At 70.4% G+C, this 14,328-nt stretch carries 16 protein-coding genes; 11 read left to right on the top strand and 5 right to left on the bottom strand.

Going from position 1 to position 14,328, the window contains the following annotated elements:
• The first annotated feature begins 160 nt into the window (after positions 1-160).
• Both ABMQ42_RS04115 and ABMQ42_RS04110 read left to right on the top strand, forming a co-directional pair.
• Positions 161-1,192 (top strand): aldo/keto reductase, encoded by a 1,032-nt coding sequence (locus ABMQ42_RS04115; RefSeq protein ID WP_349721591.1) that lies wholly within the window; start codon positions 161-163, stop codon positions 1,190-1,192.
• Positions 1,193-1,255: 63 nt separating this feature from the next.
• A complete protein-coding gene (locus ABMQ42_RS04110) occupies positions 1,256-1,858 on the top strand; it encodes a histidine phosphatase family protein (protein WP_349721590.1) in 603 nt (200 codons plus the stop codon).
• Positions 1,859-1,863: 5 nt separating this feature from the next.
• Here the strand turns inward: ABMQ42_RS04110 and ABMQ42_RS04105 are convergent, their stop codons facing one another.
• Positions 1,864-2,334 (bottom strand): GNAT family N-acetyltransferase, encoded by a 471-nt coding sequence (locus tag ABMQ42_RS04105; protein WP_349721589.1) that lies wholly within the window; start codon positions 2,332-2,334, stop codon positions 1,864-1,866.
• Positions 2,335-2,387: 53 nt separating this feature from the next.
• On the opposite strand from ABMQ42_RS04105, the gene dapB reads away from it, so the two are divergent.
• Together dapB and ABMQ42_RS04095 are read left to right on the top strand one after the other, a co-directional pair.
• Entirely contained in the window at positions 2,388-3,131 is a 744-nt protein-coding gene (gene dapB / locus ABMQ42_RS04100) for a 4-hydroxy-tetrahydrodipicolinate reductase (RefSeq protein ID WP_349721588.1), read from the top strand.
• The gene (locus ABMQ42_RS04095; RefSeq protein WP_349721587.1) at positions 3,128-3,586 is read left to right on the top strand and encodes a hypothetical protein; all 459 of its coding nucleotides are present in this window, start codon (positions 3,128-3,130) and stop codon (positions 3,584-3,586) included. Before dapB ends, ABMQ42_RS04095 begins: the two co-directional genes overlap by 4 nt.
• On the opposite strand, the gene ABMQ42_RS04090 is transcribed toward ABMQ42_RS04095, so the two are convergent.
• Genes ABMQ42_RS04090 through ABMQ42_RS04075 form a run of 4 tightly spaced genes read right to left on the bottom strand, consistent with a single transcriptional unit; the run spans position 3,547 to position 5,947 of the window.
• Positions 3,547-4,497, bottom strand: coding sequence for a TIGR01777 family oxidoreductase (locus tag ABMQ42_RS04090; RefSeq protein WP_349721586.1), 951 nt, complete (start codon positions 4,495-4,497; stop codon positions 3,547-3,549). The genes ABMQ42_RS04095 and ABMQ42_RS04090 overlap by 40 nt on opposite strands.
• On the bottom strand, positions 4,490-4,915 hold the full coding sequence (locus ABMQ42_RS04085) for an OsmC family protein (protein ID WP_349721585.1): 426 nt from the start codon (positions 4,913-4,915) through the stop codon (positions 4,490-4,492). Before ABMQ42_RS04085 ends, ABMQ42_RS04090 begins: the two co-directional genes overlap by 8 nt.
• Before the next feature lie 32 nt (positions 4,916-4,947).
• A complete protein-coding gene (locus ABMQ42_RS04080) occupies positions 4,948-5,526 on the bottom strand; it encodes a DUF4395 domain-containing protein (RefSeq protein ID WP_349721584.1) in 579 nt (192 codons plus the stop codon).
• Positions 5,519-5,947 (bottom strand): thioredoxin family protein, encoded by a 429-nt coding sequence (locus ABMQ42_RS04075; protein WP_349721583.1) that lies wholly within the window; start codon positions 5,945-5,947, stop codon positions 5,519-5,521. The genes ABMQ42_RS04080 and ABMQ42_RS04075 overlap by 8 nt, the downstream gene beginning before the upstream one ends.
• A 40-nt stretch (positions 5,948-5,987) precedes the next feature.
• Here ABMQ42_RS04075 and ABMQ42_RS04070 point away from each other — a divergent pair, with 40 nt between their 5' ends.
• The 7 genes from ABMQ42_RS04070 (at position 5,988) to ABMQ42_RS04040 (ending at position 14,327) form a co-directional block, all read left to right on the top strand.
• On the top strand, positions 5,988-6,824 hold the full coding sequence (locus tag ABMQ42_RS04070) for a thymidylate synthase (protein ID WP_349721582.1): 837 nt from the start codon (positions 5,988-5,990) through the stop codon (positions 6,822-6,824).
• A gap of 1 nt (position 6,825) precedes the next feature.
• Positions 6,826-7,335 carry a dihydrofolate reductase gene (locus tag ABMQ42_RS04065; RefSeq protein WP_349721581.1) on the top strand — a complete coding sequence of 170 codons (510 nt, stop codon included), beginning with the start codon at positions 6,826-6,828 and terminating at the stop codon, positions 7,333-7,335.
• A gap of 405 nt (positions 7,336-7,740) precedes the next feature.
• On the top strand, positions 7,741-8,112 hold the full coding sequence (locus tag ABMQ42_RS04060) for a hypothetical protein (RefSeq protein ID WP_349721580.1): 372 nt from the start codon (positions 7,741-7,743) through the stop codon (positions 8,110-8,112).
• The gene (locus tag ABMQ42_RS04055) at positions 8,106-8,864 is read left to right on the top strand and encodes an SDR family NAD(P)-dependent oxidoreductase (RefSeq protein WP_349721579.1); all 759 of its coding nucleotides are present in this window, start codon (positions 8,106-8,108) and stop codon (positions 8,862-8,864) included. The genes ABMQ42_RS04060 and ABMQ42_RS04055 overlap by 7 nt, the downstream gene beginning before the upstream one ends.
• 22 nt (positions 8,865-8,886) lie before the next feature.
• Positions 8,887-9,864, top strand: coding sequence for a 4-hydroxy-tetrahydrodipicolinate synthase (gene dapA / locus ABMQ42_RS04050; protein WP_349721578.1), 978 nt, complete (start codon positions 8,887-8,889; stop codon positions 9,862-9,864).
• On the top strand, positions 9,861-11,540 hold the full coding sequence (locus ABMQ42_RS04045; RefSeq protein ID WP_349721577.1) for a ribonuclease J: 1,680 nt from the start codon (positions 9,861-9,863) through the stop codon (positions 11,538-11,540). Before dapA ends, ABMQ42_RS04045 begins: the two co-directional genes overlap by 4 nt.
• Positions 11,541-11,630: 90 nt before the next feature.
• Entirely contained in the window at positions 11,631-14,327 is a 2,697-nt protein-coding gene (locus ABMQ42_RS04040; RefSeq protein WP_349721576.1) for an FtsK/SpoIIIE family DNA translocase, read from the top strand.
• The last annotated feature ends 1 nt before the right edge of the window (position 14,328 follow it).

Below are 14,328 nucleotides of genomic sequence, written 5' to 3'. Positions count from 1 at the left end.
AGGACAAATGACACGGATGTCGGTAAAGCGTTACGGAATGTTTATCCGGATGTCCTTCAGTGGTGCTGATCGTCGCACTCGGTGACTTACCCTCGTAGTACGCGCCGGGGGGCGCACACAGTGATCACGCGGATCGCAACGATTCGTGAGGGGGTGTGGGATGAGTCGCGTCGACATCGAAGCGCAGCAGGCGAGCACGGCCGGGGGGTCGACGTCGCCGTTGCCGGTCCATCCTTCGGCACCCATCCCCGTGCAAGGCGAGCCGATCGGCGCCGCGGTGCGCACGCGGCTCGGAGAGACCGGCATCGAGGTCTTCCCGCTGATGCTCGGCGGTGCCGAGTTCGGCTGGAACGTCGACCTGGAGGCCGGGCACGAGATCCTCGACCGGTACTGCGAACTCGGCGGCAATGCACTGCACACCGCCGACGGCTTCGCCGGCGGCCGCAGCGAGCACATCATGGGCGAGTGGCTGCGCACCCGCGGCACGCGTGATGACATGGTCCTCGCGGTGCGGGTGGGCGGCCATCCCGACAACCCGGGGACCGATCCGGTCAACCTGGTGCGTGCGGTCGAGGCGTCGCTGACACGGCTGGGCACCGATCGCATCGATGTGCTGTATGTGGATGCCACGGCCGGCGTCGGTGTCATGGAAGACACGCTCGCCACGGCCGAGTGGCTCGTCGACACGGGCAAGGCCCGCAGCATCGGGGCGTACGGCTTCACCGCCGAGCAGCTCGTCGAAGCGCGCATCCTCTCGTCTGCGGGCTATCCGCGGTTCACGGTCATCGACGTTCCTTTCAACGTGCTGCGCCGTCGGGAGTTCGACGACGATCTGCGTCTCGTGGTGGGCGCCCAGGGGATCGCCGTCACGCCCTCGCACGCCCTCGAGCACGGATATCTGTCGGGCCGGCACCGCACGCGCGGTGACATCGGGCGCTCGGTGCGCGGTGCACAGCTCGCCGGCAGCATGAACCGCCGGGGCGCCCGGACGCTTCGTGCGCTGGACGCCGTCGGCGTCGAGCTGGGCGTGCCGACCGCGGCCGTCGCCGTGGGCTGGCTGCTCGCCCAGCGGGCGATCACGGCGCCCATCGTGAACGCGTACGCTCCCGACCAGGTCGAAGAGCTCGTGCAGGGCGTCGGGATCCGCCTCAGCCGCACGCAGCTGGCAGAGATCGCGCGCGCCGCGGCCTGATCGGTTCGCTTAGGGTGGAGGAGGGGCTTCGGCCCGCACCCCTCGCGATGGAGAGAGAGAACCGTGACGCATTACATCTACCTTGTGCGGCACGGCGAGCACCAGGACGCGGACCAGGGGGTGGCCGACGGCCCGTTGTCGCCGCGCGGTCGCCGCCAGGCCGAGGCACTCGCCGACCGCCTGTCCGGGCTGCCGTTGAGCGCCGTGTGGCACTCGCCGCTCGAGCGTGCGGCAGAGACCGCCCGCGCGGTCGCCGACCGGCTGCCGTCCGTCGACCCCCAGCCGTCCGCGCTGCTGTTCGACTGCGTGCCGACAGGGATGACCGAAGAGACGCCGGCGGTCTACGAGCCGTTCTTCGGCTCGGTCACCGAGGAGGAGATCGACGCGGGTCGCGCCCAGATGAACGACGCGATCAACGCGTTCCTCGTCCGTAAGCAGGGCGATGTGCACGAGGTGCTCATCACGCACAACTTCGTGATCGCCTGGTTCGTGCGCGAGGTGCTGCAGATGCCGGAGTGGCGGTGGATGACGCTCAATCAGGCGCACTGCGGGCTCACCGTCATCTCGCAGAAGCCGGGCCGTCCTTGGACGCTGCTGACCCACAACGACCTGGCCCATTTGCCGTATGAGCTGCAGACGGGTCTGCCCGAGTCGCTCCCGGTGTGACCGGCCTATGAACTCAGCGTCTTGCCGTACCAGCGCGTCGCGTTCGGGTTGTCGTTGTACGGCTCGATCGCGATGAAGCCGCTCGACGCGTAGAGCCCGCCGGCCGCCTCGAGGGTGTGGTGGGTGTCGAGCACGAGCTCGGCGGCATCCCACTCGCGGGCGCGGCGCTCGAGCTCGTTCAGCAGCATCCGGCCCCATCCCCGGCCGCGTGTGGACGGCTGCAGGTACAGGTGCTTGATCTCGTAGCGGACGCCCGCCGGGCCGTCGGGCAGGCGGCGGATGCCGCCGCATCCGACGGGTTCGCCAGCGTCGTCGCGCACGACCAGGAAGACGCCCGCCGGCGGCTCGAACATCGCGCGCGGGGGCGTTGCCGGCGTGTACTGACCGGGGAAGCTCTCGGCGCGCATCGCGACGTATTCGGCCAGCAGCGCGCGCGAGATCGGGTCGTCCACGGGAAGGGGCTGTACAGACGCCATGGAACGAGCGTATCCGTGCGTCTGAGCTGTTCCGCGCAACGTAGGCTGGAGTCATGACGACACGTGTGGCTATCGTGGGCGGCACCGGCAAGCTCGGCGGCATCATCCGCTCGGTGGTGGAGTCCGAGGACGGCTTCGAGGTGCACGCGACGCTGTCGTCTCGCGACGACATCGCCCTCATCGACGGCGCCGATCTGGTGGTGGATGCCTCGACCCCGGCCGTCTCCGTCGATGTCGTGCGCGCCGCGGTGGAGCGGGGGATCAACATCCTCATCGGCACGTCCGGATGGTCATCCGAGCGCATCGCGCTCGTTCGCCCGCTCGTCGACGCCGCCGGCACGGGCGCGGTCTTCATCCCGAACTTCTCGCTCGGCTCCGTGCTGGGCTCGGCGCTCGCCGCCGCGGCGGCCCCGTTCTTCCCGTCGGCCGAGATCGTCGAGGCCCACCGCGACACCAAGGTCGACTCTCCGAGCGGCACCGCCGTGCGCACCGCCGAGCTCATCGCCGCCGCGCGCACCGAGCAGGGCCCGGTGCTCGCACCGCACGTCGACCAGCGTGCGCGCGGACAGCAGGTCGCCTCCGTTCCGGTGCACTCTCTGCGCCGGCCGGGCGTGATCGCACGGCAGGAGACCATCCTCTCGGGCGCGGGCGAGTCGCTGACGATCGTGCACGACACCGTCGACTCGGCGGCGGCCTATGCCCCCGGCATCCGTCTCGCCCTCCAGCACGCCGTGGGCGCGCGCGGGGTGATCGTCGGGCTCGACAGCTTCATCGACATCGGCATCGGCGGCCGATGAAGGCGTTCAAGACCCGCATCGTCATCGGTGTCGTCGTCGCGGCACTGGTCATCTACCTGGTCGTCATCGCGCGCTCGGCGTGGATCATGCTCGCGACCGGCAGACCCGTTGCGATCATCATGGGCGTGTGCCTGGTGGTGCTGCCGGTGATCGCCGCATGGTCGATCGCGCGCGAACTCTGGTTCGGCGTGCGCGCCGACCGTGCCGGGCGCCGACTCGAGGCCGAGGGCGGTCTGCCCGACGACGACGTGGCGGTGTATGCGAGCGGACGCGTCGTGCGCGATGACGCCGACGGCGTCTTCCCGCGCTACCGCGACGAGGTGCAGAAGAACCCCGACGACTGGCGTGCCTGGTACCGGCTGGGCCTCGCCTACGATGCGGCCGGTGACCGCAAGCGCGCGCGCAGCGCGATCCGTCAGTCGCTCAAGCTCGAAGCGGCGGACAGAGCGGCCTGAGCGGGGACGGCCGCGGCGACGGCCTCGTCGAGCTGCGCGTGTCGGAACGAGAAGCCCGTGGCGTCCAGCACGCCGGGCACGACGTGCGCATCGCCCAGAAGGAGTCCGTCGGCGGCCGCGCGGCCGAGTGCGAGGCGCAGTGTCCACGCGGGCGCACGGAACAGGTAGGGCCTGCTCATCCGCACCGCGAGTGCGAACCCGATGTCGTTCGCCGTCGCGCGGGTGGGGGCGGCGAGATTCACCGGCCCGTCGATCTCGGCGTCGATGACGTGGCGGATCGCCCGCACCTCGTCATCGAGGGTGATCCACGGCCAGACCTGGGTGCCGCGGGCCAGGGGTCCGCTGATGCCCAGCCGGGTGAGGGCGAGCAGAGGCTTCAGCACGCCGTCGCGATGGATGATCGGTGCGGTGCGCAGCAGAGCCACCCGGGTCTGCGTGCCGGCGCGCAGCGCGGCATCCTCCCACTCCACGCACAAGCGGGCGAGGAAGGTGTCGCCGGGTGCGGCGTCCTCGCGCAGCGGCGTGTGCGGGGCGCTGCCGTAGTACCCGACGGCCGAGGCGCTCACGAGCGCAGGGGCGTCGGCGCCCAGCGTCCGCACCGCGGCCGCCAGCGTGCGCGTCGGCGTCAGACGTGACCACAGCAGCGTGCTGCGATACCGGGAGGTCCACGGGAGCCGGCCGATGCTTGCGCCGTTCAGCCCCACAACCGCGTCGGCGCCCGCGAGCACGTCAGGATTCAGGGGGTCGGCGGCGGTGAGCCACTCGACCTCGTCGGGGGTGCGCGGTGCCCGCCGCACGAGGCGCGTGACCGCGATGCCATCCGCGCGCAGCGATGCGACGAGCGCGTGACCGATGAGGCCGGATGCGCCCGCCACGACGACGCGGCGGGCGGCGGGGGAGGCCTCAGCCAAGCGACGCCTCGAGCGTGATCTCGACGCCCGCGAGGGCCTGCGAGACCGGGCAGCCAGCCTTCGCCTCCTCGGCGATGCGGTCGAAGTCGGCCTCCTCGATGCCCGGCACCACCGCCGAGACGTTCAAGTGGCTGCCGGTGATCCCGGTGCCGGGGACGAAGGTGACGGATGCCGACGCCTCCAGGCTCTGCGGCGGGGTGCCGTTCTGCGCCAGGGCATTGGAGAGCGCCATGCAGTAGCACGAGGCGTGGGCGGCGGCGATGAGCTCTTCCGGGGTGGTCACCGAGTCGGAGCCCTCGCTGCGGGCCTTCCAGTTCACGGGGTAGGGGCCCTGTCCAGAACTGGTCAGGCTCACCTGGCCCGATCCTTCGAACAGTGTGCCCTTCCACTGGGCGGTGGCTTCGCTGGTCACGCTCATGAGGTCCTCCGTCGGTCGGCGTGACGCCCAGCCTACGCGGCGCGGCGGCGCCCGACGAGGCCCACCCGCTGCAGCAGCAGGTAGAGCTGGCAGCCCAGGCAGAATCCGAACGCGGCGTTCAGGAAGGCGGCGATGAACGCGGCGGCCGCGGCGATCGGCAGGCCCCACGGCACTCCCGCGAGCTGCAGCACCAGGCCGATGACGCTCACCAGCAGCCCGACGCCCTGGGCGAAGCGCGGCGGGCGCGGGTCCTCGAGCTCGGTCGGGGGCTTCAGGCGGGGCTGCACGAGTTTCCGGTACAGCACGCCCCACGGCGCCGTGCGCGGCGAGAGCACGCTCCACAGGAAGAGGAGCGCGACCACGAGAAGGAGCAGGAACGCGGGGTCGAGGATGCGGGCGCCCAGCGGCGCCAGGGGAAGCGAGTACAACGGCCCGAACGCGGTGCCGGCCAGCGGCTGATATGCGAACCAGCCGAAGGACGCGCTACCGGCCACTTGCAGGGTCGACAGGCCGGTCAGGCCGAGGACGATGACGATGAGCAGCAGCACGGAGGTGATCGCGGCGCCGAAGCGGGGGCCGCGGGGGTCGATCCCGGCGGGGGTGTCAGACACGGGCGGGTTCTCCGATCACACGGTCGAGCTCGGCGGCGACGGCGTCGCGGCGGGGGACGCCGGCGAACCGCGAGCGGACGGCGCCCGTGGCGTCCAGCACGAACACCGTCGGCGTCTGCAGGATGTGCAGACGCGCGGCGAGGTCGGCGCGGTGGGTCAGATCGACCTCGGCGAGGGCGACGCCGTCCGCGTCGTCGACGAGGGTGCGCAGCATCCGCCGCACCTGCGGGCATCGCGTGCACATCTCGGTGCTGAACTGCACGAGGGTGGCCTGGTCGCCGCGGGCGTCGGCCTCCAGCCAGTCGGACTCGATCGCCGCGGCGCGGCGCGGGCGGCTTTCGCGCCGGCGCAGCAGCCACCCGACCAGCGCGGTGACGACGACGAGGATGACGACGACGAGCACGGCGATCCAGGGGGGCATATATCGACGGTAACCATCGCCGCGCCGCACGCGGGCCCGGATGACGGAGTATGTCGACGGTATCCTGGCGGATGTGAGCATCCCGACGCCGTACGAGGACCTGCTGCGCGACGTGCTCGCGCACGGCACCCACAAGAGCGACCGCACCGGCACCGGCACGACCAGTGTGTTCGGGCGCCAGATCCGTTTCGATCTGGCCGACTCGTTCCCCCTCATCACGACCAAACGCGTGCACTTCAAGTCGATCGCGTACGAGCTGCTCTGGTTCTTGCGAGGCGAGTCGAACGTGGCCTGGCTGCGCGATCACGGCGTCACGATCTGGGACGAGTGGGCGGATGCCGCGGGCGAGCTCGGCCCGGTCTACGGCGTGCAATGGCGGTCGTGGCCGACGCCGGGAGGCGAGCACATCGACCAGATCGCGCAGGTGATCGAGCAGATCCGTGAGACGCCCGACTCGCGCCGGCTCCTCGTCTCGGCGTGGAATGTGGGCGAGATCCCGCAGATGGCGCTGGCGCCGTGCCATGCGCTCTTCCAGTTCTACGTCGCGGGCGGCAGGCTGTCCTGCCAGCTGTACCAGCGCAGCGCGGACCTGTTCCTGGGCGTGCCGTTCAACATCGCCTCGTACGCGCTGCTCACGCTCATGGTGGCGCAGCAGACGGGCCTCGAGCCGGGCGAGTTCGTCTGGACGGGGGGCGATTGCCACATCTACGACAATCACCGCGAGCAGGTGGCCGAGCAGCTGAGCCGCGACCCGTACCCGTACCCGACGCTGCGGTTCACGCGGAAGCCCGCGTCGATCTTCGACTACGAGTACGACGACATCGTCGTGGAGGACTACCGGCACCACCCGACGATCCGCGCCTCCGTCGCCGTCTGACATGGCGGTCGGCATGATCTGGGCGCAGGCCCGGGGCGGTGTCATCGGCGCCGACGGCGGCATGCCCTGGCATGTCCCGGAGGACATTGCGCACTTCAAAGAGGTCACGATGGGTGCGCCCGTGGTGATGGGGCGGCGGACCTGGGAGTCGTTCCCCGAGCGCTTCCGTCCGCTGCCGGGCCGGCGCAACATCGTCGTCACGCGCAACGACGAGTGGGCCGGCACGGAAGAGGCCGCCGGGGCCGAGCGCGCGGCATCGGTGGATGCCGCGCTGGCGCTCGCCGCGGACGGCGACGCCGACTGGACCTGGGTGATCGGCGGGGGACAGGTCTACCGCGAGGCTCTCGCCCGTGCGGACCGGCTCGAGGTCACCGAGCTCGATCTCGACGCGGTCGGCGACACGACGGCCCCGAGCGCCGCGGGATGGCGGGTCGTGGCATCCGACCCCCTCGAGGGCTGGCACACGTCGCGCAGCGGCGTCCGCTATCGCTTCGTGCGCTACGAGCGCTGAGGTGCAGCGCCGCTTTCGCGCCCGGTGGTCGGCGGGAGCGTCGTTCCTCCCCGGGGCACCGAGGACGAGGTTGCAGACGCTCCTGGGGATAAGGACGCATTCGTGCCACCCGGACGACGCACGGCAGGGCCGCGATGGACGGCGTGATGGTGTGATGATGTGCGCGCGGGTGTCCTTATCCCCAGGAGGGGAGTCAAGGGCGTGTCCCGGCAGGCGGTGTGGCTGCCGCATGGAACGACGGCGAGACGCGCCGGTTCCTCCACAGACGGCCTTTCGTGCGGGACGCAGCGAGATTCTCCACCGCTGTCCGAGACAGCGGCGCGGCGATGGTGTCACGCTGCGAGGCTTTGCCGTATGACGCGCACAGTCCTGAGGTGGGAACGAACGTTGCGTGAGCGCGGGGGAGTGGCATCCGCCGCCGACCTTCACGCATTGGGACTCGGCGACATCGACATCCGGCTCTACGCAAGCTATGGCACTCTGCGGCGCGTGCGCCGTGGCTGGTACATCCTGCCCGACACCGACGAGACCGTTGCCGAAGCGTGTCGGTGGGGCGGGCGGCTCACATGCCTCAGCGCGCTCGCTCTTTATGGTGACGACGTGGAGGATGACGGGCGACTGCACATCGAACTGCGACGAAGTGACGTGCTGCGTGTGCCCGCCGAGTTGCGTGACCGCGTCCGCGTGCACTGGACGCGCCGACCCTCCGCCGGCGGGAGGGCGCTCGTGAGCCGCGCGGCCGCGCGCCGCCAGGCATTAGCCTGTCGCCCATGGTGACGGCACTGGTGACGGGCGCGAGCTCTGGTCTGGGCGCGGAGTACGCGCGGCAGTTGGCGGATCGGGGAGCGGACGCCGTGCTGGTCGGCCGCGACGGGGCCGCGCTCGAGGCCGTGGCGGTCCAGGTGCGTGAGCGCGGGCGCTCGGCCGAGGTGCTCGTGGCGGACCTGCTCGACGCCGACGCGCTCGGCACGGTGACCGCGCGGCTCGTGGACCCGCGGCATCCCGTCGAGATCCTCGTCAACAATGCGGGATTCGGGATGTCCCTCGCATTCGAGCGCAACGACGTCGAGGCCGAAGTACGGCACCTGCGCCTGCACGATGAGATCCCGCTCCGGCTCATGCATGCAGCGCTGGGGCCCATGCTGAACCGGGGCCACGGGCGCATCCTCAACGTGGCATCGATCGCCGCCTTCATGCCGCGCTCGAGCTACGGTGCGGTCAAGCAGTTCCTGGTCTCGTTCTCGCGTTGGGCCAACGTCACGTACGGTCCGCGCGGCGTGACCGTCACGGCGGTGTGTCCTGGTTTCGTGCACACGAACTTCCATGAGCGTCTCGGACTTCCGCCCGGCCAGGAGGGCATCCCCGGCTGGATGTGGCTGGATGCCGCGACCGTGGTGCGTGAGTCGCTGCGCGACCTCGCCCGGGGCCGGGCCGTGTCGGTGCCCTCGCTGCGCTACCGGCTGATCCGTCGGCTGCTGCCGCTGCTGCCCGATCGCCTCGTCGCGGGGTTGGGACAGCGCGGGCGCTGAGCGGGTCCGATAGCCTGAGACCATGACTCACGCGGGCAATCCCTTCGGACAGGTACTCGTAGCCCTCGTCACGCCGATGACGGCGGACGGCGAAGTCGACTGGCCTGCCGTGGAGAAGCACATGGACGACGTGGTCTCCGCGGGAGCGGACGGCCTCGTCGTCACCGGGACCACCGGCGAGACCAGCACGCTGACCGACGCCGAGAAGATCCGTCTCGTCGAGATGGGCAAGGACGTCGCCGCCGGGCGCGCCAAGATCATCACGGGCGGTGGATCGAACGAGACCGCGCACGCGATCCAGCTCTATCGCGACAGCGCCAAGGCCGGTGCGGACGGCATCCTCGTCGTCACGCCCTACTACAACAAGCCGACGCAGGCCGGCATCCTCACGCACTTCCGGCTGATCGCCGATGCGACCGACCTGCCGATGATGCTCTACGACATCCCCGGCCGCACCGGGGTGCCGATCGCGTACGAGACGCTGCTGCGCCTCGCGAAGCATCCCAACATCCTCGCCGTCAAGGACGCGAAGGGCAGCTTCAGCGAGGTCTCGCGCGTGCTCAATCAGACCGACCTGATGTACTTCTCCGGCGACGACGCCAACGTGCTGCCGCACCTGGCGATCGGCGCGACCGGCCTGGTCGGCGTGACCGCGAACATCGCCGCGCAGCCGTATCGGACGATCGTGGATGCCGTGAACCGGGGCGACCTCGCCGCCGCGACGGCCGAGCACAAGAGACTCGAGCCCCTTGTGCGCGCGGTCATGACGCACGTGCCCGGCACCGTGTCGGCGAAGTACATCCTGCACGGACTGGGGCGCATCTCCAGCCCTCGTGTGCGACTGCCGCTGGTCGGTCCCGAGGAATGGGAGGCCGCGATCATCGAGGACGAGCTCGCTCTCGTCCACGAGGTCGAGGGCGTCGACTTCTCCAACTTCCGTCCCGACCGCAACGCCGCCGCCGGAGGCGCCCTGCCGAAGATCTCGGGGACGACCCGATGAGCTTCGCGGAGGTCGTCGCCCCGCCCGCGCTCGAGCCCGACACCCTGCGCATCACGCCGCTCGGCGGCCTCGGCGAGGTCGGCCGCAACATGACCGTCTTCGAGCTGAACGGCCGCCTGCTCATCGTCGACTGCGGCGTGCTGTTCCCCGAGGAGAACCAGCCCGGCGTCGACCTGATCCTGCCCGACTTCGAGCCGATCAAGGACCGGCTGGGCGACGTCGACGGCATCGTGCTCACGCACGGTCACGAGGACCACATCGGCGCCGTGCCGTACCTGCTCAAGCACCGTCCCGACATCCCGCTCATCGGCTCGGGCCTCACCCTGGCGCTGGTGGAGGCGAAGCTCAAGGAGCACCGGCTCAAGCCCTACAGCCTCACCGTGAAGGAGGGGCAGCGCGAGCAGGTCGGACCGTTCGACCTCGAGTTCGTGTCGGTGAACCACTCGATCCCCGACGCCCTGGCGGTCGCGATCCGCACGGTCGCCGGCACGGTGCTCGCCACCGGCGACTTCAAGATGGACCAGCTGCCGCTCGACGGCCGCCTCACCGACCTGCGCGCGTTCGCGCGGCTCGGCGAAGAGGGCGTCGACCTGTTCATGGTCGACTCGACCAACGCCGACGTGCCCGGCTTCACGGCGCTCGAGCGCTCGATCGGCCCGGTGCTCGACCAGGTGATCGGCAAGGCTCCGCGGCGGGTCATCGTCGCGAGCTTCTCGAGCCACGTGCACCGCGTGCAGCAGGTCATCGACGCGGCCGCCGCCCACGGGCGCCGCGTCGCATTCCTGGGCCGCAGCATGGTGCGCAACATGACGATCGCCGAGCAGCTCGGGTACCTGCGGGTGCCCGAGGGCGTGCTCATCGACTACAAGAAGGCCAAGGACCTGCCCGACGACAGGATCGTCTACATGTCCACCGGCTCGCAGGGCGAGCCGATGGCGGTCCTCAGTCGCATGGCCAACCTCGACCACGCGATCGAACCGGGCCCCGGCGACACGGTGATCCTGGCATCCAGCCTCATCCCCGGCAATGAGAACGCCGTCTACCGCGTGATCGACGGCCTGACCAAGCTCGGCGCCACCGTGGTGCACAAGGGCAACGCGAAGGTGCACGTGTCGGGGCACGCGGCCGCCGGCGAGCTGCTCTACTGCTACAACATCGTGGGCCCCCGCAACGTCATGCCGATTCACGGCGAGCACCGGCACCTGAGCGCCAATGCCGCCCTCGCGCAAGACACCGGCGTGCCCGCCGAGCGCACGATCCTCGGCGAGAACGGCACGGTCGTCGACCTGCGCGACGGCCTGGCGAAGGTCGTGGGCCAGCTCGACATCGGCTTCGTCTACGTCGACGGCTCGACCGTGGGCGAGATCACCGACGCCGATCTGAAGGACCGCCGCATCCTCGGCGAGGAGGGCTTCATCTCGGTGATCGTCGTCGTCGACTCGGCCACCGGCAAGGTCGTCTCGGGGCCCGAGGTGCACGCGCGCGGCTTCGCGGAGGACGACGCGGTGTTCGAAGACGTCAAGCCCAAGATCGCCGCGGCGCTCGCCGAGGCCGTGCACTCGGGCGTGCGCGACAACCACGCGCTCTCGCAGGTCGTGCGCCGCACGATCGGCCGCTGGGTGAACCAGCGTCTGCGCCGCCGCCCGATGATCGTGCCGTTGGTGATCGAGGCGTAGCCTCGATCTCGGGCACAGTATCGGGACCTGGAACCCGATAGACCCGCGTCGTTCCGCGGGAGAGTCGGTGGTGGGCGGTACCGTGGAGCAATGCCCAAGAGCACCACGAGCAGTCGTACGCCCGCCAAGGGCTCCTCGTCGCGTGCCAAGAAGCCGGCTCCGGCTCCGAAGCGCTACGTCGGCGAGCCCGAGAAGCCTCCCGTCATCGTGCGGGCGTGGCTGGGTCTGGCCCACGTGGTGGGCGGGCTGTTCCGGGCGTTCGGGCCCGAGACGCTCGAGAAGGACCAGCGCCGCGACGGCCTGCCGTTCCTGATCGTCCTGCTCGCGGTCGCGGGTGCCGTGGTCGAGTGGTTCCTGATCGGCTCGCCGGTGTCGGCGAACATCAGCGCGTACTCGGTCGGCGGTCTCGTGGGCCGCACCGCCTTCATCATGCCCGTCCTGCTCGTGCTGCTGGCGGGGTGGCTGTTCCGCCACCCGGCGTCGGTGCATGACAACGGACGCATCGGCATCGGCTTCGTCCTCTTCGTGTGGTCGATCGCGGGCTTCTGCCACCTCTACGGCGGCATGCCGACGCCCAGTGACGGACTGCCGGCGCTCAGCGTCGCCGGCGGACTGTTCGGCTGGATGATCGGGGCTCCGCTGAGCTACCTCACCGTGCCCGGCGGCACGGCGGTGCTGGTGCTGCTGGCGGCGCTCAGCGTGCTCATCCTGACCCGCACGCCGCCGAACCGCATCGGGCAGCGCCTGGGCGACCTGTATGCGTGGATGTTCGGCGCCGAGCGCGTCGAGAAGGGCGAGGCGGACCCGTCGACGGCGAAGACCGTCGCCTTCGCCGAGAACGACGACGATGCGGCCGGCGACGACAAGCTGCCGTGGTGGCGGCGCAACAAGACGGGACGGGAGAAGGATGCCGACGGCACCCTCGGCTCGGACGATCTGACGTCGCTGCTGACGCCGCAGGAGGACCATGGCGGCTTCGAGCAGGCGATCGCGCCTGATCCCGCGCCCGCGGTGTCGCCGGAGGCGGCGACGGAGATCATCGACCCGAAGGTGCTCGCGGGTGCGCAGCGCGCCGTCGCGGGTTCGTCGGCGACCGGTCTGGCCGACGACAGCGACACGGGGCCCATCGACGGCGAGCTGCCCGGCTTCACGGGCATCGGGGGCACCGGCAACGGTGCGCCGCCCTCGGCCCCGTACACCTTGCCCTCCGCCCAGAACCTCGTCGCGGGCGAGCCCGGCAAGACGCGGTCCGAGGCCAACGACAAGGTCGTCGCGGCGATCACGACCGTGCTGCGCGAGTTCAAGGTCGACGCGAAGGTCACCGGCTTCTCCCGCGGGCCGACGGTCACGCAGTACGAGATCGAGCTCGGCCCCGGGGTGAAGGTCGAGCGCATCACCGCCCTGACCAACAACATCGCCTACGCCGTGGCATCCAACGAGGTGCGAATCCTGGCCCCGATCCCCGGTAAGAAGGCGATCGGCGTCGAGATCCCGAACACCGACCGCGAGATCGTCACGCTCGGCGATGTGCTGCGCTCGCCCACCGCGCAGAACTCGCACCACCCCATGACCATCGGCGTCGGCAAGGACGTGGGCGGCGGCTTCGTCGTCGCCAACCTCGCGAAGATGCCGCACCTGCTCGTGGCGGGTTCCACAGGCTCGGGCAAGTCGAGCTTCGTGAACTCGATGATCACCAGCCTTCTCATGCGCGCGAAGCCGAGCGAAGTGCGCCTGGTGCTCGTCGACCCGAAGCGGGTCGAGCTGACCAGCTATGCGGGTGTGCCGCACCTGATCACGCCCATCATCACGAACCCGAAGAAGGCGGCCGAGGCGCTGCAGTGGGTCGTCAAGGAGATGGACATGCGGTACGACGACCTCGCGTCGTTCGGGTTCCGCCACATCGACGACTTCAACAAGGCCGTGATCGCCGACGAGATCCAGCTGCCGCCGGGCAGCGAGCGCGTGCTCAAGCCCTACCCGTACCTGCTGGTCGTGGTCGACGAGCTCGCCGACCTCATGATGGTCGCCCCCCGTGACGTCGAGGACTCGATCGTGCGCATCACGCAGCTGGCCCGCGCGAGCGGCATCCACCTCGTGCTGGCCACCCAGCGCCCGTCGGTCGACGTCGTCACCGGCCTGATCAAGGCCAACGTGCCCTCCCGCCTCGCGTTCGCGGTGACCAGCGTCACCGACTCGCGCGTCATCCTCGACCAGCCCGGTGCCGACCGGCTCATCGGTCAGGGCGACGGCCTGTTCCTGCCGATGGGGGCGTCCAAGGCCATCCGCGTGCAGGGCGCGTGGGTCAGCGAGGCCGAGATCGAGCGCGTCGTCAAGCACGTCACGAACCAGGCCAAGCCCGAGTACCGCGCCGACGTGCAGGCGGTCGTGCAGCGCAAGGAGGTGGACGCCGACATCGGCGACGACCTCGAGCTGCTGTTGGCGGCGGCCGAGCAGATCGTCTCGACGCAGTTCGGGTCGACATCGATGCTGCAGCGCAAGCTCCGCGTCGGGTTCGCGAAGGCGGGCCGCCTCATGGATCTGCTCGAGTCCCGCGAGATCGTCGGGCCCTCGGAAGGATCGAAGGCGCGCGACGTGCTCGTGACGCCCGATCAGCTGCCGGAGGTCCTGGCCCGTCTGCGCGGCGACGAGCCGCCGGCGCCGGCCGCGGCATCCACCACCCCTCCCGAGCCGTACAGCGGCGACCCGGTGGAGGCGCAGTTCGACGGATTGCCGGTGGTCGAGGCCGACGGCGACGAAGACGCGTGGGGTCTGACCGGTCGCGAGTGAG

The sequence above is a fragment of the Microbacterium sp. KR10-403 genome (assembly GCF_040196215.1).
GTDB lineage: Bacteria > Actinomycetota > Actinomycetes > Actinomycetales > Microbacteriaceae > Microbacterium.
This window is presented reverse-complemented; position numbering and strand designations above follow the sequence as displayed.

Bases quoted from the DNA above. Each gene is read 5' to 3' on its own strand.
- ABMQ42_RS04115 (WP_349721591.1), top strand. From the start codon at position 161: ATGAGTCGCGTCGACATCGAAGCGCAGCAGGCGAGCACGGCCGGGGGG.
- ABMQ42_RS04105 (WP_349721589.1), bottom strand. From the start codon at position 2,334: ATGGCGTCTGTACAGCCCCTTCCCGTGGACGACCCGATCTCGCGCGCG.
- dapB (WP_349721588.1), top strand. From the start codon at position 2,388: ATGACGACACGTGTGGCTATCGTGGGCGGCACCGGCAAGCTCGGCGGC.
- ABMQ42_RS04095 (WP_349721587.1), top strand. From the start codon at position 3,128: ATGAAGGCGTTCAAGACCCGCATCGTCATCGGTGTCGTCGTCGCGGCA.
- ABMQ42_RS04085 (WP_349721585.1), bottom strand. From the start codon at position 4,915: ATGAGCGTGACCAGCGAAGCCACCGCCCAGTGGAAGGGCACACTGTTC.
- ABMQ42_RS04075 (WP_349721583.1), bottom strand. From the start codon at position 5,947: ATGCCCCCCTGGATCGCCGTGCTCGTCGTCGTCATCCTCGTCGTCGTC.
- ABMQ42_RS04070 (WP_349721582.1), top strand. From the start codon at position 5,988: ATGACGGAGTATGTCGACGGTATCCTGGCGGATGTGAGCATCCCGACG.
- ABMQ42_RS04065 (WP_349721581.1), top strand. From the start codon at position 6,826: ATGGCGGTCGGCATGATCTGGGCGCAGGCCCGGGGCGGTGTCATCGGC.
- ABMQ42_RS04055 (WP_349721579.1), top strand. From the start codon at position 8,106: ATGGTGACGGCACTGGTGACGGGCGCGAGCTCTGGTCTGGGCGCGGAG.
- dapA (WP_349721578.1), top strand. From the start codon at position 8,887: ATGACTCACGCGGGCAATCCCTTCGGACAGGTACTCGTAGCCCTCGTC.
- ABMQ42_RS04045 (WP_349721577.1), top strand. From the start codon at position 9,861: ATGAGCTTCGCGGAGGTCGTCGCCCCGCCCGCGCTCGAGCCCGACACC.
- ABMQ42_RS04040 (WP_349721576.1), top strand. From the start codon at position 11,631: ATGCCCAAGAGCACCACGAGCAGTCGTACGCCCGCCAAGGGCTCCTCG.